Genomic DNA, 22,577 nt, shown 5'->3' with positions numbered 1-22,577 from the left:
CGATCATATGGGGCACCGCTTGCCGTGCGGCGACGCCGGAGGCGGCCGCCCGCGCGTCGCGGACGGCCGCCCCCCGGCCTCACCGATTCCGGTGTGCGCCCCCGTCAGACCGCCCCGGCGGGCGCGGCCGCGCCCGCGGCGGTCGGCTCCGGGCGCTCGGGCAGCTCGGCGGCGAGCGCCGCCGCGGCCCGGACGAGGGGAAGCGCGAGCAGTGCCCCGGTTCCCTCACCCACCAGGACGCCCTGATCGAGCAGGGGGTTGAGCGCCATCCGATCCAGCGCCTTCGCCTGCGCCGGCTCCCCGGACACCTGGCCCGCCAGCCACCAGTCCGGCGCCCGGAACGCCGCCCGCTGCGCCACCAGCGCGCAGGCCGCGCCCACCACGCCGTCCAGGATCACCGGCATCCGCCGCACCGCCGCCTGCAGCAGGAAGCCGGTCGCCGCCGCCAGGTCCGCCCCGCCGACCGCGCCGAGCAGCGCCAGCTGGTCGCCGAGCACCGGCCGGGCCCGCCGCAGCGCGTCCCGGATCGCCGCGCACTTGCGCATCCACGCCAGGTCGTCGATCCCCGTGCCGCCGCGCCCCGTCACCACCGAGGCGTCCGTGCCGCACAGCGCCGCGATCAGCGTCGACGCCGGGGTCGTACCGCCCACGCTCAGGTCGCCGAGCACCACGAGATCGGTGCCCGAGTCGGCCTCCTCGTCGGCGATCGCCATCCCGAGCCGCACCGCGGCCTCGGTCTCCTCCGGCGTCAGCGCGTCCTCGACGTCGATCCGGCCGCTGCCGCGCCGCACCCGGTGCCGGGTCACCGACTCCGGCAGCAGCTCCGGGTCGCAGTCCAGGCCGGCGTCCACGACCCGCACCGGCACGTCCATCGAGCGGGCGAGGACCGCGAGCGGGCTCTCCCCGTCGAGCAGCTCCCGGACCAGGACGTGCGCGGTCCCGGCCGGGCGCCCCGACACCTCCTGGACGGCGATGCCGTGGTCGCCGGCGAAGACGACCACCTTCGGCTGCGCGATCGCCCGCACCCGCACCGCCGACTGGGCGGCCGACAGCCACTCGCCCAGCTCGTCGAGACGGCCGAGCGCGCCCGCGCGGACCGCGAGCCGCTCCCGGCGCTCCTCGGCGTCGCGCCGGATCCCGCCGTCGGGGCGCTCGATCAGATCGGAGAAGTCGTCGAGATTGAGGGGGTGCAGGGGTTCCATCGGGGTTCCGCCTTGTGACATCAGCGAGGTTCGGCACGGGCTGGTCGCCTCGGGCACCCTCGGGCACCGTCGGGGATCGTCGAGGATCAGCACCCTACCCGCGCAGCACCAGCGCCTGACCGGCGACCACGAGGACCACCTGCTCGCACTCGTCGCCGAAGGCCGCGTTGAGCCGCCCCAGCTCGTCCCGGAAGCGCCGCCCGGCCGCCGTCGCCGGCACCACGCCCGAACCGACCTCGTTCGTCACCGCCACCACCGTCCTGCGGGTCGCCCGTACCGCCGCCACCAGCTCCGCCGTCCGCTCCCGCAGCGCCGCCCGCCCGCCGTCCGCCCAGACGGCGTCGTCCCAGGCGCCCACCCGGTCCATGGCATCCGTCAGCCACAGCGACAGGCAGTCGATCAGCAGCGCGGGGCCCTCCTCCGCGAGCAGCGGCACCAGATCGGTGGTCTCGGCCGTACGCCACGAGCCCGGCCGCCGCTCCCGGTGCAGGCCCACCCGCTCCGCCCACTCCGGGTCGCCCTCGCGGGTCCCGCCGGTCGCCACGTACAGCACGTCGGGGAAGGTCTCCAGGCGCCGCTCGGCCTCCACCGACTTCCCCGACCGCGCGCCGCCCGTCACCAGCGTCCGGCGCGGCACCTCCGGCAGCTCGTGGTACTCGCCCAGGTACAGCACCGTCCCGTCCGGCACCGCCCGCGCCCCGGCCGCCGCGAGCCGCCGGTCCAGCTCGCCGCCCGTCGGCGCGTCGTGGTCCAGATGGACGGCGATCACCTCCGTGCCGGGCCCCACCGCGCCGCTCGCCCGCAGCCGGGCCAGGGCGTCGGGGCGGCCCGTCACGTCCGCCGCCACCAGGTCGTACGGCTCCTGGTGGTGATCCGCGAGACCGGCCGGCGCCGCGCCGCGCGGCAGGTAGAGCAGCCGCTCGCCCTCGGGCGACACCACCTCGTAGCCGGTCCCCGGGGAGTCCATCGGCACCGCCCGCACCCGGTGCCCGCTGATCAGCGTCAGCTCCCGTCCGTCGGGCACCCGCCCGGCCGTCGGCAGCCCGGCCGGCAGCTCCACCGGCGGACCGTCGTGCGGATACGTCAGGAGCACCTGCCGCACCCCCACCAGCGAACGCCCCGCGCGGGCCGCGGCGAGCGCCGCCCCCGGGGTCAGGTCGAGCAGCAGCGCCCCGTCCACGAGCAGCGCGGTCGCGGCACGCGCGCGTGCGCCGCGGGAGGACGCGCACACCGCGCAGGGGCAGTCGGGGCGGGGCAGTCCGAGCGGGGAGCCGGTGCCGAGCAGAGTCAGTTCCACGCTCTGATCCTCCCGCGCCCCCGCGCGCGGTGCTCGCCCGGCTACGCTGCGGGCAGGAAACCGATCATCCGGTGAGCCCCAGGAGGCGGACATGGCATGGACGTGGCGGTTCGAGAAGTCCGACGGCACGGAGGTCACCCCGGTGGTGACCCCGGAGGACTTCACCACGCAGGGCGACGCCGAGAGCTGGCTGGGCGAGCACTGGCGCGACCTCCTCGCCGGCGGCGCCGACCAGGCGACCCTCTCCGAGGACACCGTCAAGATCTACGGCCCGATGCCCCTGGACGCGGGGGAGTAGGAGCGTCGCGCCCGCGCGGCCCGCGGGGCCGGAGGCCGCTCACATCTCGCCGAGCGTGACCTCCGCCTTGCGGGTCGCCGTGCCCCGCACGTACGTGACCGTCACGTCGTCGCCGGGGCTGCGGCCCGCCAGCGACTCCGCGAGCGAGGTGATCGTCGTGATGTCGTCGTCGGCGATCCGGGTGATCACGTCCCCCGCCCGCAGCCCCGCGTCCGCCGCCGCCCCGCCGGCCTCCGCCTCCACGACGGCCACGCCCGCCGGCTCGTAGTCGTCGTCCAGGACGGTGCGGCCGGTGATGTCGAGGGCGGCCCGGCCCGAGTCGGTGACCCTTCCGTCCTCGATGATCTGGTCGGCGACCGTCCGCACCATCGACGCGGGGATCGCGAAGCCGATCCCGGGCGCCGAACCGCCGCCCATCCGCGGGTCGCTCGCCGCCAGCGTCGGGATGCCGACGACCCGGCCGTCCAGGTCGACCAGCGCGCCCCCGCTGTTGCCCGGGTTGATCGCCGCCGAGGTCTGCACCATGTTCCCGATGGTCGCCCCCGTGCCGCCGCCGGTCCGGCCCTCGCTGACCGTGCGGCCGGTCGCCGAGACGATGCCCTGGGTGACGCTGCCGGAAAGCCCCAGCGGGGAGCCCATCGCCAGCACGATCTGCCCCATCGCCACGTCCGCCGAGTCGCCGAACTCGGCCGGCTTGAGCCCGTCGGGCACCGACTCCAGGCGGATCACCGCGAGGTCCTGCTCCGGATAGGCCGCGACCAGCCGGGCCGCCACCGGATGCCCGCCAGTGGCGGCGGTGACCTGGAAGGACGTCTCGTCGCCGACCACGTGGGCGTTGGTGACGATGTGCCCCTTGTCGTCGTAGACGACGCCGGAGCCGAGGCCCTCCGAGGCGTCGATCTGCACCACGGACGGCAGGACGTCCTTGATGACGGCCTGGTAGTCGTCCTGGAGGTCGTTCGCGGCCGCCGGTGCCGCCTGCGCGGTGATCCGCTCGGCCGCGTCGGCCGCGCCGGAACCGGAGCCGGACGAGCACCCGGCGGTCAGCGCGCAGGCGCAGACCCCCGCGGCGAGGGACAGGACGAGGCGTCGGTCACGGGAGCGGGCACGCGCGCGGGAGGCATCCATGTCCGGAGTATCCGTTCCACCCCCTTCGTCCGTCCCGATGGGTGCCGCCGATCAGGCGTACGCCCCGGCCGACCGGGCAGGGACAGGGGCAGGGAGAAGGCGATACGGAAAAGGGCCGGTGCGCCGCGTCGGCGCATCGGCCCCTCCGGCCCCGTGGCTCAGCCCCGTACCCCGCACAGGTGCAGCAGCGCCGCCACCCGCCGGTACGGATCCGTCCGGCCTGCCCGTTCCTCGGCGGCGAGCAGCCGCTCCAGCTCCTCGGCCGCCGGCAGACCCACCTCCGCCGGCACGCCGTCGGTGAAGACCCGCACGCCGTACCAGGCGTGCAGCGGCGCCGCGATCCCCGCGAGCGTCGCCGTCAGCGCGTCGAGGCGGTCGGCCCGCACCTTCACGCCGTCGTCGTCCTGGTAGACGTCCGTGTCGAAGCCGGCCAGCGCACCCGCCCAGTCCCCGGCGAGCCCCGGCCGCATGGCGAGGGCGTCCGCGTTCCGTACCACCAGGGAGAGCAGGCCGCCGGGCGCCAGCATCCGGGCCAGGCCCGCGAGCAGCGCGTCCGGCTCGTCCGCGTACATGAGCACGCCGTGGCACAGCACCACGTCGAAGCTTCCAGGGAGGAAGTGGACGCCGGTCTCGCGGCCGTCGCCCTCGATGAGCCGGACCCGCTCCCGGATCCCGGCCGGCTCGGTCGCCAGCGACTCCCGGGCCGCCTTCAGCAGCTCGGGGTCCGACTCCAGGCCCGTGACCGTGTGGCCGGCCCGGGCCAGACGCAGCGCCTGCGTGCCGGCGCCCATGCCCGCGTCGAGGATCCTCAGCCGCTGCCCCACCGGGTAGCGGCCGGTTATCTGCTCGTCGACCTGCCGGGCGACGATCTCCTGCCGGATGGTGTCCCGGAGCCCGCCGTGACCGGCGGGCCAGTGGACGACGGCGGGCAGCACGGGAGCGCCCGTCCCGGTGGGGGAGACGCCGAAGGCGCCGCCGGAGACCGAGCCGTCCGCGCTCAGGGCCGCTCTCCGCGCTTGACCTGCGGCTTCGGCAGCCGCAGACGGCGCATCTGGAGCGTGCGCATCAGGCCGTAGGCGATCGCGCCGCGCTTCGGCTCGTTCGGGAACCGCGCGTTCAGCTGCTTCCGCAGGCGGATCCAGATGCCGATGGAGTCGATGACGATCAGGATGATCACACCGAGCCACAGCAGCAGCGAGATGTTCTGCAGCGCGCGATTGGTGTTGCCGAAGAGCGAGAGCACCAGGATGACCACGGCCATCGGCAGGAAGAACTCGGCGATCACGAACCGCGAGTCGACGAAATCGCGCACGAACTTGCGGACCGGACCCTTGTCACGGGCCGGCAGATAACGCTCGTCACCGCTGTTCAGCGCCTCGCGCTGACGCGTCAGGTCGGCTCGCCGGGCCTCGCGCTGGCGCTTGGCGGCCTCCTTGCGGTCGAGCGGGGCGCTCTGCGCGCGGCGACGCTGGGTCTGGGCCTCACTCCGCTTCGGGGTCGGGCGGCCCTTGGGGGCCTCGGGGTCGCGGGGCTGCTTGGAAAGGTCCGCCGTCACCTTCTCGGTGGGCGCCTTCTCATCCTTCGAACGGCTACGGAACACAAAACCCAAGGGTACGGGGTGGCGGGCACGGAACCCCAGCCCGGGAGGGAACGATCCGCTCACAGCCGGCGTCGTAGCCGGTACGCACACGAGGACGCGGCGGCGCGCCAGGGGTCTCCCCGAGACGCCTCTACTCCTCCCGCCGGAGACGGGAGGTGCCGCAGTCGTCCTTGGGGAGGAGCGCATCCCGCTCCGAACAGTGCGGTAATGGAGACAGGGACCGTACTGTGGATCCTGACGAAGAGCTGGTGCCGAGTCCGTCAGAAGGGGGCGCGCGAAGCCCATGAGCGGTGTCATGAAGCGTATGGGGATGATCTTCCGCGCGAAGGCGAACAAGGCCCTTGACCGGGCCGAGGACCCGCGCGAAACGCTCGACTACTCCTACCAAAAGCAGCTGGAGCTGCTGCAGAAGGTGCGCCGGGGCGTGGCCGACGTCGCCACCTCCCGCAAGCGGCTCGAACTCCAGCTGAACCAGCTGCAGGGCCAGTCCGCCAAGCTGGAGGACCAGGGCCGCAAGGCGCTGGCCCTCGGCCGCGAGGACCTCGCCCGCGAGGCGCTCTCCCGGCGGGCGGCGCTCCAGCAGCAGGTCAGCGACCTCGAAGTGCAGCACCAGACGCTCCAGGGCGAGGAGGAGAAGCTCACCCTCGCCGCGCAGCGCCTCCAGGCCAAGGTCGATGCCTTCCGCACCCGGAAGGAGACCATCAAGGCCACCTACACGGCCGCCCAGGCCCAGACCCGGATCGCCGAGTCCTTCTCCGGCATCTCCGAGGAGATGAGCGACGTCGGCCTCGCCATCCAGCGGGCCGAGGACAAGACCGCCCAGCTCCAGGCCCGGGCCGGCGCCATCGACGAACTGCTCGCCTCCGGCGCCCTCGACGACCAGTCGGGTCTCGCCAAGGACGACATCCAGGCCGAGCTGGACCGCCTCTCCGGCGGCACGGACGTCGAGCTGGAGCTCCAGCGCATGAAGGCCGAACTGGCCGGAGGCCCCTCCGACCGGCAGCAGGCCATCGAGGGTGGCGCCACGGGCACCCCGCAGCAGAACCAGCAGCAGAACCCCCCCCGCTTCGACAAGCAGTAGCCGACGGCAGAGGACGCGTCATGATCGTACGGATCATGGGGGAGGGCCAGCGAGAGCTGGCCGACAGCCACTTCGGCGAGCTGAACAAGCTCGACGACGAGTTGCTGCGCGAGATGCAGTCGGGCGACGAGGAGGGCTTCCGCCGCACCCTGGCGGCCCTCCTCGAAGCCGTCCGCACCCTGGGCACACCCCTGCCCGACGACGCCCTGGACCCCTCGGAACTCATCCTCCCGTCCCCCGAGGCGACCCTGACCGAAGTCCGGGACATGCTCGGCGACGACGGCCTGATCCCGGGCTGACCCCCGACGCGGGCGACCGCCCGCGCCGGGGCCGGAGCGCCCGCGCCACGGCACGGCCCCAGCCGGGCCCCGGCCTCCCCGCCCCGGGACCCGCTCGTTACCACCGGGCAGCGCCGGACCCACCGTGCCCGGACCCGCCCGCTCCACCGGCCGGCCCCAGCCGGGCGCGGCGTCGTAGCCGCCGTTCCCGGGATCCGCTCGTCCCCACCGGACGGCTCCAGCCGGGCGCGCCGCCGGACCCACCGCTGACCCCGGACCCACCAGCCCCCACCGGACGGCACCAGCCGTGCGCGGCGCCGGAGCCGCCGTCCCCCGGGCCCGCCCGCCCCTCCCGGACGGTCCCCTCCGGGCGCGGCGCCGGACCCACCGCTGCACCCGGACTCACCCGCTCCCCACCGGAGGGCTCCAGCCGGGCGCGCCGCCGGAGCCGCCCTCCCCGCCGCCCCCCGGAACCCGCACTGTTCCGCGCGCCGGAACGGGCCGTACCGTTCACCGGTGACCCCCAGCCTGCCCGTACGCCTGTGCACCCGCCTCCGCGAGCATCCCCTGGCCTTCGACGCCGCCCTCGCCGGAGGCGTCCTCGTCGCGATGATCGCCGCCTCCTTCACCGACCCCCACGGCAGCGCCACCGGCCCCACCTTCGGCGACCGGGTCCCCACCCCCCTCGGCGCCGTGATGATGACCGCGGCCGCCGTCGCCCTGGTGCTCCGCCGCCGCAGGCCCTTCGCGGTGCTCGCCTTCACCGCCGCCCTCAGCCTCGTCGAGCTGCTCGACGAGAACCGCCCCGCCCCGGTCACGATCAGCGCGGCCGTCGCGCTCTACACCGTCGCCTCCCGCACCGACCGCCCCACGACCTGGCGCGTCGGCCTCGCCACCATGACCGCGCTCGCCGCCGCCGCCATGGCCTTCGGCCCGACGCCCTGGTACGCCCAGGAGAACCTCGGGGTCTTCGCCTGGACCGGCATGGCCGCCGCGGCCGGCGACGCCGTCCGCAGCCGCCGCGCCTTCGTCGACGCGATCCGGGAGCGCGCCGAACGGGCCGAACGGACCCGCGAGGAGGAGGCCCGCCGCCGCGTCGCAGAGGAGCGCCTCCGCATCGCCCGCGACCTCCACGACGTCGTCGCCCACCACATCGCCCTGGTCAACGTGCAGGCGGGGGTCGCCGCGCACGTCATGGACAAGCGGCCCGACCAGGCCAAGGAGGCCCTCGCCCACGTCCGCGAGGCCAGCCGCTCCGCCCTCGACGAGCTCCGTGTCACCGTCGGCCTGCTCCGCCAGTCCGGCGACCCCGCCGCCCCGACCGAGCCCGCCCCCGGCCTCGCCCTCCTCGACGGGCTCCTCGCCGGCTTCCGCAAGGCCGGCCTGCCGGTCTCGCTGGCCCGCACCGACACCGGCCACCAGCTCCCCTCGGCCGTCGACCTCGCCGCCTACCGGATCGTCCAGGAGGCCCTCACCAACGTCCGCAAGCACGCAGGGCCCGACGCCCGCGCCGAGGTGAGCGTCGTCCTCGTGGGCCCCACCGTCGAGATCACCGTCCTCGACGACGGCGCCCCGCAGCCCGGACCGGCCCCCGAGCCCTCCGGCGGCCACGGGCTCCTCGGCATGCGCGAGCGGGTCACCGCGCTCGGCGGCGTCCTCACCACCGCACCCCGCTACGGCGGCGGCTTCCGCGTGCAGGCGATACTGCCGCTGACGCCCGGGACGGCCCGGGAGCCGGGGGAGGACGACCGATGACCATCCGGGTACTGCTCGCCGACGACCAGGCCCTGCTGCGCAGCGCCTTCCGGGTGCTCGTGGACTCCGAGCCCGACATGGAGGTCGTCGGGGAGGCCGCCGACGGCGCGCAGGCCGCCGCCCTGGCCCGCAGCGAACGGCCCGACGTCGTCCTCATGGACATCCGGATGCCCGGCACCGACGGCCTCGCCGCCACCCGCGCCATCACCTCCGACCCCGAGCTCGCCGACGTCCGCATCGTCATGCTCACCACCTTCGAGATCGACGAGTACGTCGTGGAGTCGCTGCGCGCCGGCGCCTCCGGCTTCCTCGGCAAGGGCGCCGAACCGGAGGAGCTGCTCGGCGCCATCCGGATCGCGCACGCCGGCGAGGCGCTGCTCTCCCCGGCCGCCACCAAAGGCCTGATCGCCACCTTCCTCGCCCAGAGCGCCGCCGCCGACCCGGTCGGCGCCCGGGTGGACGCGGGCCGGCTCGCCGCCCTCACCGCCCGGGAGCGCGAGGTCCTGGTCCTGGTCGGCGGCGGCCTCTCCAACGACGAGATCGCCGAGCGGCTCGACGTCAGCCCGCTCACCGTGAAGACCCACGTCAACCGGGCCATGGCCAAGCTCGGCGCCCGCGACCGCGCCCAGCTGGTGGTGACCGCGTACGAGACGGGACTGGTACGCCCGAGGGGTGAGTGACCCGGCCCGTCGGCGTACTCCATACGCGGTACGCGCCGGCCCGGAAACGGGCCCGGGGGGCGAGGAATCCGTCCCCCGGATGACCGATCCTGAGCGCTGGGGGGCGCTCCTGGCTGCCCGCCGCCTGCCGACGAGTACGCCACGGAAGAGAGACCCCATGTCCTGGCTGTCCAGATTCAGCCTCGCGCAACGGGCCCTGATCGGGCTGATGTCCATCGTCGCCGTCGTCTTCGGACTGATCGCGATACCCCAGCTGAAGCAGCAGCTGTTCCCGTCGATCGAGCTCCCGATGGTCTCGATCATCGCCCCGTACCAGGGCGCCTCTCCCGACGTGGTCGAGAAGCAGATCGTCGAGCCGCTGGAGAACAACCTCAAGGCCGTCGACGGCATCAAGGGCATCACGTCCACCGCCTCCGAGGGCAGCGCCGTCATCATGGCCTCCTTCGACTACGGGGACGAGTCGACCAAGCAGCTCGTCGCCGACGTCCAGCAGGCCGTGAACCGCGCCCGGGCGCTGCTGCCCGACACGGTCGACCCGCAGGTCGTGGCCGGTTCCACCGACGACATCCCGACCGTCGTCCTCGCCGCCACCTCCGAGCAGGACCAGCAGGCCCTCGCCGACCGGCTGGAGCGGACCGTCGTCCCGGCCCTGGAGGACATCGACGGCGTCGGCCAGGTCAGCGTCGACGGCGTGCAGGACCTCCAGGTCTCCGTCACCCCCGACGAGCGCAAGCTCGCCGCGACCGGCCTGACCTCCATGAACCTCGCCGAGGCCCTCCGCAACGGCGGCGGCACCATGCCCGCCGGCTCCTTCTCCGAGGCCGGCGAGAGCCGCACCGTCCAGGTCGGCGGCGGCTACACCTCGCTCCGGCAGATCCAGGACCTGCGGATCAAGCCCGCGAAGGGCAAGGCGGTCCGGCTCGCCGACGTCGCCACCGTGGAGCAGGAGGAGGCCGGCCGGGTCTCGCTGACCCGCACCAACGGCAGGCCCAGCCTCGCCGTCATGGCCACCATGGACAAGGACGGCAGCGCCGTCGCCATCTCCGAGGCCGTCGAGGAGAAGCTCCCCGAGCTGCGGAAGCAGCTCGGCGCGGGCGCCGAGCTGACCGTCGTCTCCGACCAGGGCCCGGCCGTCGCCAAGTCGATCTCGGGCCTCACCACCGAGGGCGCCCTCGGCCTCGTCATGGCCGTCCTGGTGATCCTGGTCTTCCTCGCCTCGATCCGCTCGACGCTGGTCACCGCGGTCTCCATCCCGCTCTCGGTCGTCCTCGCGCTGATCGTGCTGTGGACCCGCGACCTCTCGCTCAACGTGCTGACGCTCGGCGCGCTCACCATCGCCATCGGCCGGGTCGTCGACGACTCGATCGTGGTCCTGGAGAACATCAAGCGCCACCTCGGCTACGGCGAGGACCGCCAGTCCGCGATCATCACCGCCGTGAAGGAGGTGGCCGGCGCGGTCACCTCCTCGACCCTGACCACCGTCGCCGTCTTCCTGCCGATCGGCCTGGTCGGCGGCATGGTCGGCGAGCTGTTCGGCTCCTTCAGCCTCACCGTGACGGCCGCCCTGCTGGCCTCGCTGCTCGTCTCCCTGACGGTCGTGCCGGTGCTCTCGTACTGGTTCCTGCGCGCCCCCAAGGGCACGTCCGAGGACCCGGACGAGGCCCGCAGGCTCGCCGAGGAGAAGGAGGCGAAGAGCCGCCTCCAGCGCGCGTACGTGCCGGTCCTCCGCTTCGCCACCCGCCGCCGCCTCACCAGCGTGGCCATCGCCCTCGTCGTCCTGGTCGTCACCTTCGGCATGGCGCCGCTGCTCAAGACCAACTTCTTCGACCAGGGCGACCAGCCGGTCCTGACGGTCAAGCAGAAGCTGGAGCCGGGGACCTCCCTGGACGCCTCCGACGAGGCCGCGAAGAAGATCGAGAAGGTCCTCGCGGACACCGAGGGCGTCAAGGACTACCAGGTCACCGTCGGCTCCTCCGGCTTCATGGCGGCCTTCGGCGGCGGCACCGGCGCCAACCAGGCGTCCTTCCAGGTGACCCTGGAGGAGTCCGCCTCGTACGAGAAGACCCGTGACGCCATCGAGTCGGCCCTCGGGAAGCTCGACGGCGTCGGCGACACCTCGATCTCGGCGGGCGACGGCTTCGCCGCCCAGGACCTCAGCGTCGTCGTGAAGGCGGGCGACCGGGAGCTGCTCCAGAAGGCCTCCGAGCAGGTCCGGAAGGCGGTCGCCGAGCTGGAGGACGTCACCGACGTCCAGAGCGACCTCTCCCAGTCGGTGCCGAGGATCTCGGTGCGGGCCAACGAGAAGGCGGCGGACGCCGGCTTCGACGACACCACCCTCGGCATGATCGTCGCCCAGGCCGTCCGCGGCACCCCCGCCGCCAAGGCCACCCTCGACGACACCGAGCGGGACGTCCTCATCACCTCGGCCGCCCCGGTCACCACCCTCGACCAGCTGAAGGCGCTGCCCCTCGGCCCGGTGCGGCTCGGTGACATCGCCACGGTCGAGCTCGTGCCCGGCCCGGTCTCCATGACCCGGATCGACGGCGCCCGCGCGGCGACCATCACGGCCAAGCCGACCACGGACAACACCGGCGCCGTCGGCACCGCCCTCCAGTCGAAGATCAGCGCGCTCGACCTGCCGGAGGGCGCCTCGGCCTCCGTCGGTGGCGTCTCCGAGGACCAGAACGAGGCCTTCCTCAACCTGTTCCTGGCGATGCTCGCGGCCGTCGCGATCGTCTTCATGCTGCTCGTCGCGACCTTCCGGTCGCTGATCCAGCCGTTGATCCTGCTGGTGTCCATCCCGTTCGCCGCCACCGGCGCCATCGGCCTGCTGGTCGCCACCGGCACCGCGATGGGCGTCCCGGCGATGATCGGCATGCTGATGCTCATCGGCATCGTCGTCACCAACGCGATCGTCCTGATCGACCTGATCAACCAGTACCGGGCCCAGGGGTACGGCGTCGTCGAGGCGGTCGTCGAGGGCGGCCGGCACCGGCTCCGGCCGATCCTGATGACCGCTCTGGCGACGATCTTCGCCCTGCTGCCGATGGCCCTGGGCATCACCGGCGAGGGCGGCTTCATCGCCCAGCCGCTCGCCGTGGTCGTCATCGGCGGCCTGATCAGCTCGACCCTGCTGACCCTCCTCCTCGTCCCGACGCTGTACGCGATGGTCGAGCTCCGCAAGGAGCGCCGCGCGAAGAAGAAGGCGGCGAAGAAGGGGGCGAAGAAGACCGCGAAGAAGGGCGACGGCACGGAGGTCCCGCAGCAGCCGGAGGTCTCCCCGTTCGACGCCACGCTGCTCGACGCGCTCGACTAGACCGGTACGACGGACGGAAGGGGCGCCCCGCGGACTCGCGGGGCGCCCCTTCCGCCGTACCCGGCCGGGGAATCGTTACGGCAGGGCCAGCATCCGCTCCAGTGCCAGCTTCGCGAACGACTCCGTCTCCCGGTCGACCTCGATCCGGTTGACGAGGTTGCCCTCGGCCAGCGACTCCAGCGTCCACACCAGGTGCGGCAGGTCGATCCGGTTCATGGTCGAGCAGAAGCAGACCGTCTTGTCGAGGAAGACGATCTCCTTGCCCTGGTCGGCGTAGCGGTTCGCCAGGCGGCGGACCAGGTTCAGCTCGGTGCCGATGGCCCACTTCGAGCCGGCCGGGGCCGCCTCCAGGGTGTTGATGATGTACTCGGTCGAGCCCACGTAGTCCGCGGCGGCCACGACCTCGTGCTTGCACTCCGGGTGGACCAGCACGTTCACGCCGGGGATCCGGGCGCGGACGTCCTCGACCGACTCCAGGGAGAAGCGGCCGTGCACCGAGCAGTGGCCCCGCCACAGGATCATCTTGGCGGCGCGCAGCTCCTCGGCGGTGAGCCCGCCGTTCGGCTTGTGCGGGTTGTAGACCACGCAGTCGTCCAGGGACATGCCCAGGTCGCGGACGGCGGTGTTGCGGCCCAGGTGCTGGTCCGGCAGGAAGAGCACCTTCTCGCCCTGCTCGAAGGCCCAGTTCAGCGCCCGCTCGGCGTTGGACGAGGTGCAGATGGTGCCCCCGTGCTTGCCGGTGAAGGCCTTGATGTCCGCCGAGGAGTTCATGTACGAGACGGGGACGGTGACGTCCGCGATCCCGGCCTCGGTGAGCACGTCCCAGCACTCGGCGACCTGCTCGGCGGTGGCCATGTCGGCCATCGAGCAGCCGGCCGCGAGGTCCGGCAGGACGACCTTCTGGTCGTCGCCGGTCAGGATGTCGGCCGACTCGGCCATGAAGTGCACGCCGCAGAAGACGATGTACTCGGCCTCCGGCTTGGCGGCGGCGTCACGGGCGAGCTTGAAGGAGTCTCCGGTGACGTCGGCGAACTGGATGACCTCGTCCCGCTGGTAGTGGTGGCCGAGCACGAAGACCTTGTCCCCGAGCTTCTCCTTGGCCGCGCGGGCCCGCTCCACCAGGTCCGGGTCGGAGGGAGACGGCAGGTCGCCCGGACACTCGACGCCGCGCTCGCTCCTGGGGTCGGCCTCGCGGCCGAGCAGCAGCAGGGCGAGCGGCGTCGGCTGGACGTCCAGGGTGGTGTTCTGGGCGGTGGTCACGTCACGCACCCTTTCTTCGGGGGAGTCTTCAAAAGCCTTTTCGTCGAAATGACGCTATCTATCATAACCCCTTCACGTCATTCTGACGATGTCCATAGTGTCGATGTGACGCATTCGCCCTCCGCGTCTCTGGACAGGGTGTGCGAGCATGAAGGAGGGAAATCCCACCCGACCCGGAATGAATCCGGGGCACCGCCGGTTGTCACCGTCGGCAAGCAGTCTCCGTACAACCCGGGAGAGATGTAGATGTCCGTATCGGACGAGACCAGCACCGTCACCGACGGCATCCTTCTGAGCGACGCCGCCGCGGCCAAGGTCAAGGCTCTGCTCGACCAGGAAGGCCGTGACGACCTCGCGCTGCGCGTCGCCGTCCAGCCCGGTGGCTGCTCCGGCCTCCGCTACCAGCTGTTCTTCGACGAGCGCTCGCTCGACGGCGACGTCGTCAAGGACTTCGACGGCGTCAAGGTCGTCACCGACCGCATGAGCGCCCCGTACCTCGGCGGTGCGTCGATCGACTTCGTCGACACCATCGAGAAGCAGGGCTTCACGATCGACAACCCGAACGCCACCGGCTCCTGCGCCTGCGGCGACTCGTTCAGCTAAACCGTCGCGGAGCGCCGAAGAGGGCGGTGGCCCGGGAGACCGACCTCCCGGGCCACCGCCCTCTCCGCGTTCTCCGGCGGCTACCTGCGGGGCACCGCCTCCCCGCTCGCCGCGTCCACCAGCGGCCGGTCGCCCAGCGGCGCCGCCAGGGTCACCTCCACGGTGATCTCCTTCGCGACCAGGGCGCAGGCCCGGTCCGGATCCAGGGGCTTCTCGTCGATCCGCACCCGCACCTGCCGTGGGTCCTCCGCGGCGTGCGCCGTGTACGCGTGGCACACCCCGCCCCAGAAGGTCACCCTCAGCGTCCGGCCGTCACCGCCCACGGTGAACGACTCGATCCTCCGCACCGGCGCCACCCCCTCGGAGGGCTCCGGCGCGACCGGCTCCGTCGACGGGGCCGGCGGCGTCGCCAGGAACTCCGCCGCCACCGCCGTCGAGGTCACCGTGTACGGCGCCGCGTCGGCCGGGTCCGCGGTGAACAGCCACGTGGGCACCAGCAGCCGCCCGTCCGCCGTGTCCGTCGCCGCCAGGCCGAGCACGGCGCCCGTCACCGGCACCCGGCGCGGCTCCGCCGGGTCCGCGACCGTCTGACACGGCACGTCCTTCCCCGGCTCGGACGGCGCCTGCGGCTCCCCGGCCGGCGGATCCGTGGCGCAGCCGCCGATGCCGATCGGGCCGGTGCCCTTCGAGGCCTCGTTCAGCCGCGCCAGCGCCCGCTCCGCCGACACCACCGGGTACGTCGCGCCCTCCACCGGCTCCTTCAGCGTCCCGCTGCCCGCGACCGGGCGTCCGTCCGGGCCGATGTGCAGCCCCGTCGACCAGCCGTAGGTGGGCAGCCCGCCGACCACCGGATCGGCGTTCACCACCCGCACGGAGCCGTTCATCACCTGCGCCGCCGACACCTTGGCGTCGTCCTGCCCCAGCGCCTTCAGGACCGGCGCGGCCGCCGCCCTGGCCGCCGCCTCGCTCACCGGGGAACCGCCCGCCGGGGGCTTCGCCCCGCCCGGCGGCGGACACGCCTTGCCCTTCAGGCAGGTGTCGCCGGCCGGACCGCCGTCGTACCAGGAGTACGTCCAGCTCCCCGGTGCCTGCCGCGCCACGTCCAGGCGCGGCCCCCGGCCGTCCTTCTCCGGCCGGATCGTCCACACGTCCCCGACCAGCGCGGGGCGCCCCTCGATGCCGAGAACCCCGGCCAGCCTGGTCACCTCCTCGGAGGTGACCAGGCCTTCCGGCCGGTGGACCGCGGCCGACGAGGGCCCTTGGGGGAGTGGGCCCTCGGCTCTGTAGACCGTCCCGCCCGGGCCGCCGCCCGGGTCGGGCTCGCCCGGCGCGATCCCCGCGCCCGGATCCGTACCGCCGCTGCCGCCCCCGAGCCGCAGGGGTGGCGGCGCGGCCGCCGCGTCCGCGGCCTTCGCCTCCGTCGGGGGTCCGCCCTCGTCGCCGGCTGCCGCCAGATACAGCCCACCGCCTCCGGCCAGCAGCACGCCCGCCGCCACCGAGGCGACGAGCGCGGTCCGTCGCCCGCGTCCGCTCTCCGTACCGCTCACCGCAACGCTCCCTCGTGTCGTTCGGACACCGGTGTGACGGGGCGGCGGCGCGGTCGGTTCCGTCCCGTCAGCCGCCGTACTCGGCGGTGGCGGCGATCAGCCGCGCCGACGCGTCCGGGACGACCACCCCGTGGATCGAGGCGGGGGAGACCGGGGCCGGCGCCGGATCGGCCGGCGTCACCCAGTGCGGGACCATCCGGGCACTGGCCCCGCGCAGCTCGGCGAGGCTCGGTTCGGACTCGTGGCGCTCGCGAGGAGCGGGATACGTGGTCATGGGCGCACCGTATGCACCACCCACCTCCGGAGAAAAGGCCTACTCTGGGGTAGTTTCCACTGTTCGGCAGCGGCCCCCGCAGCGGCTACCGTGGATCGTCATCGCCCTTTACACCCGCAGGAGCGTCCCAGCCGTGCGTATCGCAGTCACCGGCTCCATCGCCACCGACCACCTCATGACCTTCCCCGGCCGGTTCGCCGACCAGCTCGTGGCCGACCAGCTCCACACGGTGTCCCTGTCCTTCCTCGTGGACAACCTCGACGTCCGGCGCGGCGGCGTCGGCCCCAACATCTGCTTCGGCATGGGCCAGCTCGGCGGCAACCCGATCCTCGTCGGCGCGGCCGGCTACGACTTCGACGAGTACCGCGCCTGGCTCGACCGCCACGGCGTCGACACCGACTCGGTCCGCATCTCCGAGGTCCTGCACACCGCGCGCTTCGTCTGCACCACGGACAAGGACCACAACCAGATCGGCTCCTTCTACACCGGCGCCATGAGCGAGGCCCGCCTCATCGAGCTCAAGGCCGTCGCGGACCGGGTCGGCGGGCTCGACCTCGTCCTCATCGGCGCGGACGACCCCGAGGCGATGCTCCGCCACACCGAGGAGTGCCGGACCCGGGGCATCCCCTTCGCCGCGGACTTCTCGCAGCAGATCGCGCGGATGAACGGCGAGGAGATCCGCACGCTCCTCGACGGGGCGACGTACCTCTTCTCCAACGAGTACGAGAAGGGCCTCATCGAGTCGAAGACCGGCTGGACCGACGAGGAGATCCTCTCCCGCGTCGGCCACCGCGTCACCACGCTCGGCTCGCGCGGCGTCCGCATCGAGCGCGTCGGCGAGCCCGCGATCGAGGTCGGCTGCCCGGAGGAGGAGGCCAAGGTCGACCCCACCGGCGTCGGCGACGCCTTCCGCGCGGGCTTCCTCACGGGTCTCTCGTGGGGCGTCGGCCTGGAGCGGGCGGCGCAGATCGGCTGCATGCTGGCGACGCTGGTCATCGAGACGCTCGGCACGCAGGAGTACACGCTGCGGCGCGCCAACTTCATCGAGCGCTTCACCAAGGCCTACGGCGAAGAAGCCACCACGGAACTCCAGTCCCACCTCTCCTGACCCCACCGGGACCACGGCGCCCTCGCGCCGCCACCGCCGTCCCTGTGGCCAGGCGCCCCGTTGCCGGGCCTAGGCTTTGCGCGCCTGAACCCGCACCTGCTGTGCGACGCCGTACGGGTGCGGGTTCAGGCGCAGGTGCGGAGGCACCCGCAAATGGTGCCGTTCCGTTGTGCCCACCCGTTCCGCCCTAGCGGAACGTATGCCCACAACGAAACGGCGGCACCGCACCGCGCCAGGGTCAGGACGCGCGCCGGACGGTGTAGGCGTGGGCGCCGTGGGGCGCGGGGGCGGCGCCCACGTACTCCTGGCCCCGCATCTCGCACCACGCCGGAATGTCCAGCCGCGCCGCCTCGTCGTCGGCGAGCACCACCACCGTCCCCCCCACCCGCACCGTCCCGATCACCTTGGCCAGCTCGATGACCGGGATCGGGCACCGCTTCCCGACCGCGTCGACGACGAGCTCCTCGGCGAGCGCGGGCTCCGTCGCCGCCGGCACCGCGCCCAGCCGGTCCCGTACCGACGCCACGACCCCCGGCAGCACCGCCAGGAAGCGGTCGACGTCCGCCTCCTCCGTGCCGGCCGGCAGGGATACCCGTACGTTCCCCTCGCTCAGGACGCCCATCGCGCGCAGCACATGGCTGGGCGTCAGCGTCGAACTCGTACACGACGAACCGGACGAAACGGAAAAACCCTCCCGGTCCAGCTCCGCGAGGAGCGTCTCCCCGTCGACGTACAGACAGGAGAACGTGACGAGGTGGGGAAGGCGCCGCACCGGGTCGCCGACGACCTCGACGTCCGGCACCAGCTCCGGCACCCGCGTCCGGATCCGGTCCACCAGGGCCCGCAGCCGTGCGCCCTCCGCCTCCGCCTCGGCCCGTACCGCCCGCAGGGAAGCGGCCGCCGCCACGATGGCCGGCAGGTTCTCGAAGCCGGGCGCGCGCCCCGACTCCCGTTCGTCGGAGGGCCCTTGGGGTGCGAAGCGGACGCCCTTGCGCACCGCGAGCAGACCCACGCCCGCCGGCCCGCCCCACTTGTGCGCGCTCGCCGCGAGCAGCGACCAGCCCTCCGGCACCGGCCCCCAGCCCAGCGACTGCGCCGCGTCCACGAGGAGCGGCACCCCGGCGGCCCGGCAGGCCTCGGCGACCTCGGCCACCGGCTGCTCGGTGCCGACCTCGTGGTTGGCCGACTGGAGGCAGGCCAGGGCCGTCCCCTCGTCCAGCGCCGCCGCGAAGGCCGCCGGGTCCACCGCCCCGGTCCGGCCGACCGGAACCTCCGCCACCTCGCCGCCGGCCGCCGCGTGCGCCTCGCCCGCGTGCAGGACGGAGGAGTGTTCGACCGCCGACAGCACGAGCCGCCGGCCCACCCGTCGGCGCCCGGCGAGCGCGCCCGACACGCCCGAGTGGACCGCGCGTGTTCCCGAAGGAGTGAAGACGAGTTCGTCGGGGCGACAGCCCACCGCCTCCGCCGCGGCCTCCCGCGCCGCGTCGAGCAGCAGCCGGGCCCGCCGCCCCTCCCGGTAGAGCCGGGCGGGGTCGGCCCAGCCCTCGTCGAGGGAGGCGAGCAGCGCCTGACGGGCGACGGGGTGCAGGGGAGCGGCGGACGCGGCGTCGAAGTACGGCATCCGCCCACCGTAGGGCCTGCCCCGGCGACGCCCGCGCGGCGCCCCGCGGATCCCCGAGCCACCGCGCGTGAAGCCCCGTCAGGAGCACGCCCCACCGGGCCCTGAGACCCCCGAACGGGCGCTTCCGGTCCCTCTCCGGAACCTTCGCGTCCATCCCTTCGGGGGCTCGGACGGCGCGTTGGGCACCCTCCCCGCGCGACCCCAAATAGCGTCCAGTAGGGTTTGGTCCGCATAAACATCCAAACCCCTGCCCGCGGCCGGGGCGGCGACCGACCAGCGAGACGGACGGCCGTGGCCGACCAACGCGGGCCGAGACTCTCGGGAAGGCGCTACGTGAGTCCCAACGGCTCCGACCGCTCGTCGCGGCGCCCGATGCGGCGGAAGCTGCCGCAGGTGCTGACTGCGGGCCTGATCCTGGCGACAGCCACCGGCTGCTCGTACAACTGGGAAGACTTCCCTCGCCTCGGCATGCCCACCCCCGTCACGGAAGAGGCGCCTCGGATCCTCTCCCTGTGGCAGGGCTCGTGGGCTGCCGCGCTCCTCACCGGCATCCTGGTGTGGGGCCTCATCCTGTGGGCGGTCATCTTCCACCGGCGCAGCCGGACCAAGGTCGAGGTACCCCCGCAGACCCGCTACAACATGCCCATCGAGGCGCTGTACACGGTCACCCCCCTCATCATCGTCTCGGTGCTCTTCTACTTCACCGCGCGCGACGAGTCGAAGCTCCTCGAGCTCTCCCCGAAGCCGGCCCACACCATCAACGTGGTCGGCTACCAGTGGAGCTGGGGCTTCAACTACATCGAGGACGTCCCCGGTGTCGAGGGCGACGCGAAGAAGGACAAGAACCTCGCGACGCTTCCGGACCGGTACAAGAACCAGCTGCCGGACAACGCCGGAGGCGTCTACGACTACGGCATCCCCGGCGACCGGAACCCGCAGACCGGCAACCCGGGCCCGACCCTGTGGCTGCCGAAGGGCGAGAAGGTCCGGTTCATCCTGACCTCCCGCGACGTCATCCACTCCTTCTGGGTGGTCCCCTTCCTGATGAAGCAGGACGTCATCCCGGGTCACCCGAACGCCTTCGAGGTCACCGCGACCCGTGAGGGCACCTTCCTCGGCAAGTGCGCCGAGCTGTGCGGCGTCGACCACTCCCGGATGCTCTTCAACGTCAAGGTGGTCTCCCCGGAGCGCTACCAGCAGCACCTGAAGGAGCTGGCGGAGAAGGGGCAGACCGGCTACATCCCGTCGGGCATTGCGCAGACGGACCCGGCCAGGAATGCGGAGAAGAAGCAACTGTGAGCATCCCCAACGAAACCAAGGGTGCCGCGGCTGAGGACGCGTACGAGAACGAGGTGCCCGTCCGTCGCAAGCAGCCCGGCAACGTGGTGGTGAAGTGGCTGACCACCACCGACCACAAGACGATCGGTACCCTGTACCTCGTCACCTCGTTCGTGTTCTTCTGCATCGGTGGCCTGATGGCGCTCTTCATGCGCGCCGAGCTGGCCCGTCCGGGCACGCAGATCATGTCGAACGAGCAGTTCAACCAGGCGTTCACGATGCACGGCACGATCATGCTGCTGATGTTCGCGACGCCGCTGTTCGCCGGTTTCGCGAACTGGATCATGCCGCTGCAGATCGGGGCGCCCGACGTGGCGTTCCCGCGGCTGAACATGTTCGCCTACTGGCTGTACCTCTTCGGCTCGATCATCGCGGTGGCCGGCTTCCTCACCCCGCAGGGTGCGGCCGACTTCGGCTGGTTCGCCTACTCCCCGCTGTCGGACGCCGTCCGCTCGCCGGGTGTCGGCGCCGACATGTGGATCATGGGTCTGGCCTTCTCCGGCTTCGGCACGATCCTCGGCTCGGTCAACTTCATCACCACGATCATCTGCATGCGCGCCCCGGGCATGACGATGTTCCGCATGCCGATCTTCACCTGGAACGTGCTGCTGACCGGTGTCCTGGTCCTGCTCGCCTTCCCGGTCCTGGCGGCCGCGCTGTTCGCCCTGGAGGCGGACCGCAAGTTCGGTGCCCACGTCTTCGACGCGGCCAACGGCGGAGCCCTGCTCTGGCAGCACCTCTTCTGGTTCTTCGGACACCCAGAGGTGTACATCATCGCCCTGCCGTTCTTCGGCATCGTCTCCGAGATCATCCCGGTCTTCAGCCGTAAGCCGATGTTCGGCTACATCGGTCTGGTGGCCGCGACGATCGCCATCGCCGGTCTCTCCGTGACCGTGTGGGCCCACCACATGTACGTCACCGGCGGCGTGCTCCTCCCGTTCTTCTCCTTCATGACGTTCCTCATCGCCGTACCGACCGGCGTGAAGTTCTTCAACTGGATCGGAACGATGTGGAAGGGCTCGCTGTCCTTCGAGACGCCGATGCTGTGGACGATCGGCTTCCTGATCACCTTCACCTTCGGTGGTCTGACCGGCGTCATCCTGGCCTCGCCGCCGATGGACTTCCACGTCTCCGACTCGTACTTCGTCGTGGCGCACTTCCACTACGTGGTCTTCGGCACCGTCGTCTTCGCGATGTTCGCCGGCTTCCACTTCTGGTGGCCGAAGTTCACCGGCAAGATGCTGGACGAGCGGCTCGGCAAGATCACGTTCTGGACGCTGTTCATCGGCTTCCACGGCACGTTCCTGGTGCAGCACTGGCTCGGTGCCGAGGGCATGCCGCGTCGTTACGCGGACTACCTCGACGCCGACGGCTTCACCGCGCTGAACACGATCTCGACGATCTCCTCGTTCCTGCTCGGCCTGTCGATCCTGCCGTTCTTCTACAACGTCTGGAAGACCGCCAAGTACGGCAAGAAGATCGAGGTCGACGACCCGTGGGGCTACGGCCGCTCGCTGGAGTGGGCGACCTCCTGCCCGCCGCCGCGGCACAACTTCCTCACGCTGCCGCGCATCCGCTCGGAATCGCCGGCGTTCGACCTGCACCACCCTGAGATCGCGGCGGTCGACCAGCTGGAGAACAAGCCGCACGAGGCCGCGGCCCTCACCGGCAGCAAGGAGGCCGGCAAGTGAAGATCCAGGGCAAGATGTTCATCTGGCTGAGCGTCTTCATCCTTGCCATGGCGATCCTGTACGGCGTCTGGAGCAAGGAGCCGGTCGGTACCACGGCGCTCTTCCTGGCCTTCGGCCTGGCCATCATGATCGGCTACTACCTGGCCTTCACGGCCAAGCGGGTCGACGCGATGGCGCAGGACGACAAGGAGGCCGACGTCGCGGACGAGGCCGGCGAGGTGGGCTTCTTCGCCCCCCACAGCTGGCAGCCGCTGTCGCTGGCCCTCGGTGGAGCGCTCGCGTTCCTCTCGATCGCGATGGGCTGGTGGATCATGTACTTCTCCGCCCCGCTCATCCTGGTCGGCATCTGGGGCTGGGTCTTCGAGTTCTACCGCGGTGAGAACCAGAACCAGTAGCGGTACCCCGTAACACCCCGAGGGGCCCGGTCACTTCGTACGCGAAGCGGCCGGGCCCCTCTTTTGCCGCGCTCGGCGCGCCCGGGCGGAGAACTGTCCTTAGCG

20 protein-coding genes are annotated in these 22,577 nt (G+C 72.6%); 11 read left to right on the top strand and 9 right to left on the bottom strand.

The annotated features are described in order from the left end of the window. Nucleotides 1–104 precede the first annotated feature (104 nt). Together cobT and ACFZCF_RS01740 are read right to left on the bottom strand one after the other, a co-directional pair. Nucleotides 105–1,202 carry a nicotinate-nucleotide--dimethylbenzimidazole phosphoribosyltransferase gene (cobT, locus tag ACFZCF_RS01745; RefSeq protein ID WP_391283910.1) on the bottom strand — a complete coding sequence of 366 codons (1,098 nt, stop codon included), beginning with the start codon at nucleotides 1,200–1,202 and terminating at the stop codon, nucleotides 105–107. A 94-nt stretch (nucleotides 1,203–1,296) separates the two neighbouring features. Then, the gene (locus ACFZCF_RS01740; RefSeq protein ID WP_388439899.1) at nucleotides 1,297–2,499 is read right to left on the bottom strand and encodes a bifunctional adenosylcobinamide kinase/adenosylcobinamide-phosphate guanylyltransferase; all 1,203 of its coding nucleotides are present in this window, start codon (nucleotides 2,497–2,499) and stop codon (nucleotides 1,297–1,299) included. Between the two features lie 91 nt (nucleotides 2,500–2,590). Between ACFZCF_RS01740 and ACFZCF_RS01735 the strand changes: the two genes are divergently transcribed. Next, on the top strand, nucleotides 2,591–2,797 hold the full coding sequence (locus tag ACFZCF_RS01735) for a hypothetical protein (protein WP_189945085.1): 207 nt from the start codon (nucleotides 2,591–2,593) through the stop codon (nucleotides 2,795–2,797). Between the two features lie 39 nt (nucleotides 2,798–2,836). Here the strand turns inward: ACFZCF_RS01735 and ACFZCF_RS01730 are convergent, their stop codons facing one another. The 3 genes from ACFZCF_RS01730 to ACFZCF_RS01720 form a co-directional block, all read right to left on the bottom strand. Next, nucleotides 2,837–3,925: a S1C family serine protease gene (locus ACFZCF_RS01730; protein ID WP_388439896.1), complete on the bottom strand. Its 1,089-nt coding sequence runs from the start codon at nucleotides 3,923–3,925 to the stop codon at nucleotides 2,837–2,839. A 158-nt stretch (nucleotides 3,926–4,083) separates the two neighbouring features. Beyond that, on the bottom strand, nucleotides 4,084–4,860 hold the full coding sequence (locus tag ACFZCF_RS01725) for a class I SAM-dependent methyltransferase (RefSeq protein WP_388439893.1): 777 nt from the start codon (nucleotides 4,858–4,860) through the stop codon (nucleotides 4,084–4,086). A gap of 62 nt (nucleotides 4,861–4,922) precedes the next feature. Next, on the bottom strand, nucleotides 4,923–5,525 hold the full coding sequence (locus tag ACFZCF_RS01720; protein ID WP_388439890.1) for a DUF3043 domain-containing protein: 603 nt from the start codon (nucleotides 5,523–5,525) through the stop codon (nucleotides 4,923–4,925). 283 nt (nucleotides 5,526–5,808) lie between these two features. Here ACFZCF_RS01720 and ACFZCF_RS01715 point away from each other — a divergent pair, with 283 nt between their 5' ends. The 5 genes from ACFZCF_RS01715 to ACFZCF_RS01695 all read left to right on the top strand — a co-directional run bounded on the left by ACFZCF_RS01715 (nucleotide 5,809) and on the right by ACFZCF_RS01695 (nucleotide 12,635). Next, on the top strand, nucleotides 5,809–6,606 hold the full coding sequence (locus tag ACFZCF_RS01715) for a PspA/IM30 family protein (RefSeq protein WP_391283905.1): 798 nt from the start codon (nucleotides 5,809–5,811) through the stop codon (nucleotides 6,604–6,606). Between the two features lie 20 nt (nucleotides 6,607–6,626). Next, nucleotides 6,627–6,905, top strand: coding sequence for a hypothetical protein (locus ACFZCF_RS01710; RefSeq protein ID WP_388439887.1), 279 nt, complete (start codon nucleotides 6,627–6,629; stop codon nucleotides 6,903–6,905). A gap of 495 nt (nucleotides 6,906–7,400) precedes the next feature. Then, nucleotides 7,401–8,639, top strand: coding sequence for a histidine kinase (locus ACFZCF_RS01705; protein WP_391283903.1), 1,239 nt, complete (start codon nucleotides 7,401–7,403; stop codon nucleotides 8,637–8,639). Continuing rightward, nucleotides 8,636–9,319, top strand: coding sequence for a response regulator (locus ACFZCF_RS01700; protein ID WP_388439881.1), 684 nt, complete (start codon nucleotides 8,636–8,638; stop codon nucleotides 9,317–9,319). Before ACFZCF_RS01705 ends, ACFZCF_RS01700 begins: the two co-directional genes overlap by 4 nt. A gap of 157 nt (nucleotides 9,320–9,476) precedes the next feature. Then, complete coding sequence (locus ACFZCF_RS01695; RefSeq protein ID WP_391283900.1) at nucleotides 9,477–12,635, top strand: efflux RND transporter permease subunit; 3,159 nt, start codon at nucleotides 9,477–9,479, stop codon at nucleotides 12,633–12,635. 75 nt (nucleotides 12,636–12,710) lie between these two features. Here ACFZCF_RS01695 and nadA read toward each other — a convergent pair whose 3' ends face one another. Next, complete coding sequence (gene nadA, locus ACFZCF_RS01690; protein WP_388439875.1) at nucleotides 12,711–13,895, bottom strand: quinolinate synthase NadA; 1,185 nt, start codon at nucleotides 13,893–13,895, stop codon at nucleotides 12,711–12,713. Between the two features lie 246 nt (nucleotides 13,896–14,141). On the opposite strand from nadA, the gene ACFZCF_RS01685 reads away from it, so the two are divergent. Further along, a complete protein-coding gene (locus tag ACFZCF_RS01685; RefSeq protein WP_030758092.1) occupies nucleotides 14,142–14,498 on the top strand; it encodes an iron-sulfur cluster assembly accessory protein in 357 nt (118 codons plus the stop codon). A gap of 80 nt (nucleotides 14,499–14,578) precedes the next feature. Here the strand turns inward: ACFZCF_RS01685 and ACFZCF_RS01680 are convergent, their stop codons facing one another. Both ACFZCF_RS01680 and ACFZCF_RS01675 read right to left on the bottom strand, forming a co-directional pair. Beyond that, on the bottom strand, nucleotides 14,579–16,045 hold the full coding sequence (locus ACFZCF_RS01680; RefSeq protein WP_391283897.1) for a hypothetical protein: 1,467 nt from the start codon (nucleotides 16,043–16,045) through the stop codon (nucleotides 14,579–14,581). A gap of 67 nt (nucleotides 16,046–16,112) precedes the next feature. Then, entirely contained in the window at nucleotides 16,113–16,319 is a 207-nt protein-coding gene (locus tag ACFZCF_RS01675; protein WP_351840890.1) for a hypothetical protein, read from the bottom strand. A gap of 133 nt (nucleotides 16,320–16,452) precedes the next feature. On the opposite strand from ACFZCF_RS01675, the gene ACFZCF_RS01670 reads away from it, so the two are divergent. Beyond that, entirely contained in the window at nucleotides 16,453–17,427 is a 975-nt protein-coding gene (locus ACFZCF_RS01670) for a carbohydrate kinase family protein (protein WP_388439868.1), read from the top strand. 238 nt (nucleotides 17,428–17,665) lie between these two features. Here the strand turns inward: ACFZCF_RS01670 and ACFZCF_RS01665 are convergent, their stop codons facing one another. Next, nucleotides 17,666–19,048 (bottom strand): aminotransferase class V-fold PLP-dependent enzyme, encoded by a 1,383-nt coding sequence (locus ACFZCF_RS01665; protein WP_391283895.1) that lies wholly within the window; start codon nucleotides 19,046–19,048, stop codon nucleotides 17,666–17,668. A gap of 333 nt (nucleotides 19,049–19,381) precedes the next feature. Between ACFZCF_RS01665 and coxB the strand changes: the two genes are divergently transcribed. From coxB to ACFZCF_RS01650, 3 genes are read left to right on the top strand one after another with little or no spacing between them, the layout of a single operon-like run. Further along, a complete protein-coding gene (gene coxB / locus ACFZCF_RS01660) occupies nucleotides 19,382–20,347 on the top strand; it encodes a cytochrome c oxidase subunit II (RefSeq protein WP_391283893.1) in 966 nt (321 codons plus the stop codon). Then, entirely contained in the window at nucleotides 20,344–22,077 is a 1,734-nt protein-coding gene (ctaD, locus tag ACFZCF_RS01655; RefSeq protein WP_388439859.1) for a cytochrome c oxidase subunit I, read from the top strand. The genes coxB and ctaD overlap by 4 nt, the downstream gene beginning before the upstream one ends. After that, complete coding sequence (locus ACFZCF_RS01650; RefSeq protein ID WP_031006980.1) at nucleotides 22,074–22,472, top strand: cytochrome c oxidase subunit 4; 399 nt, start codon at nucleotides 22,074–22,076, stop codon at nucleotides 22,470–22,472. Before ctaD ends, ACFZCF_RS01650 begins: the two co-directional genes overlap by 4 nt. The last annotated feature ends 105 nt before the right edge of the window (nucleotides 22,473–22,577 follow it).

The organism is Streptomyces sp. NPDC007945, assembly GCF_042958885.1.
GTDB lineage: Bacteria > Actinomycetota > Actinomycetes > Streptomycetales > Streptomycetaceae > Streptomyces.
Note: the sequence above shows the minus strand (reverse complement) of the source record. Positions and strands in the feature narration are given on the sequence as shown.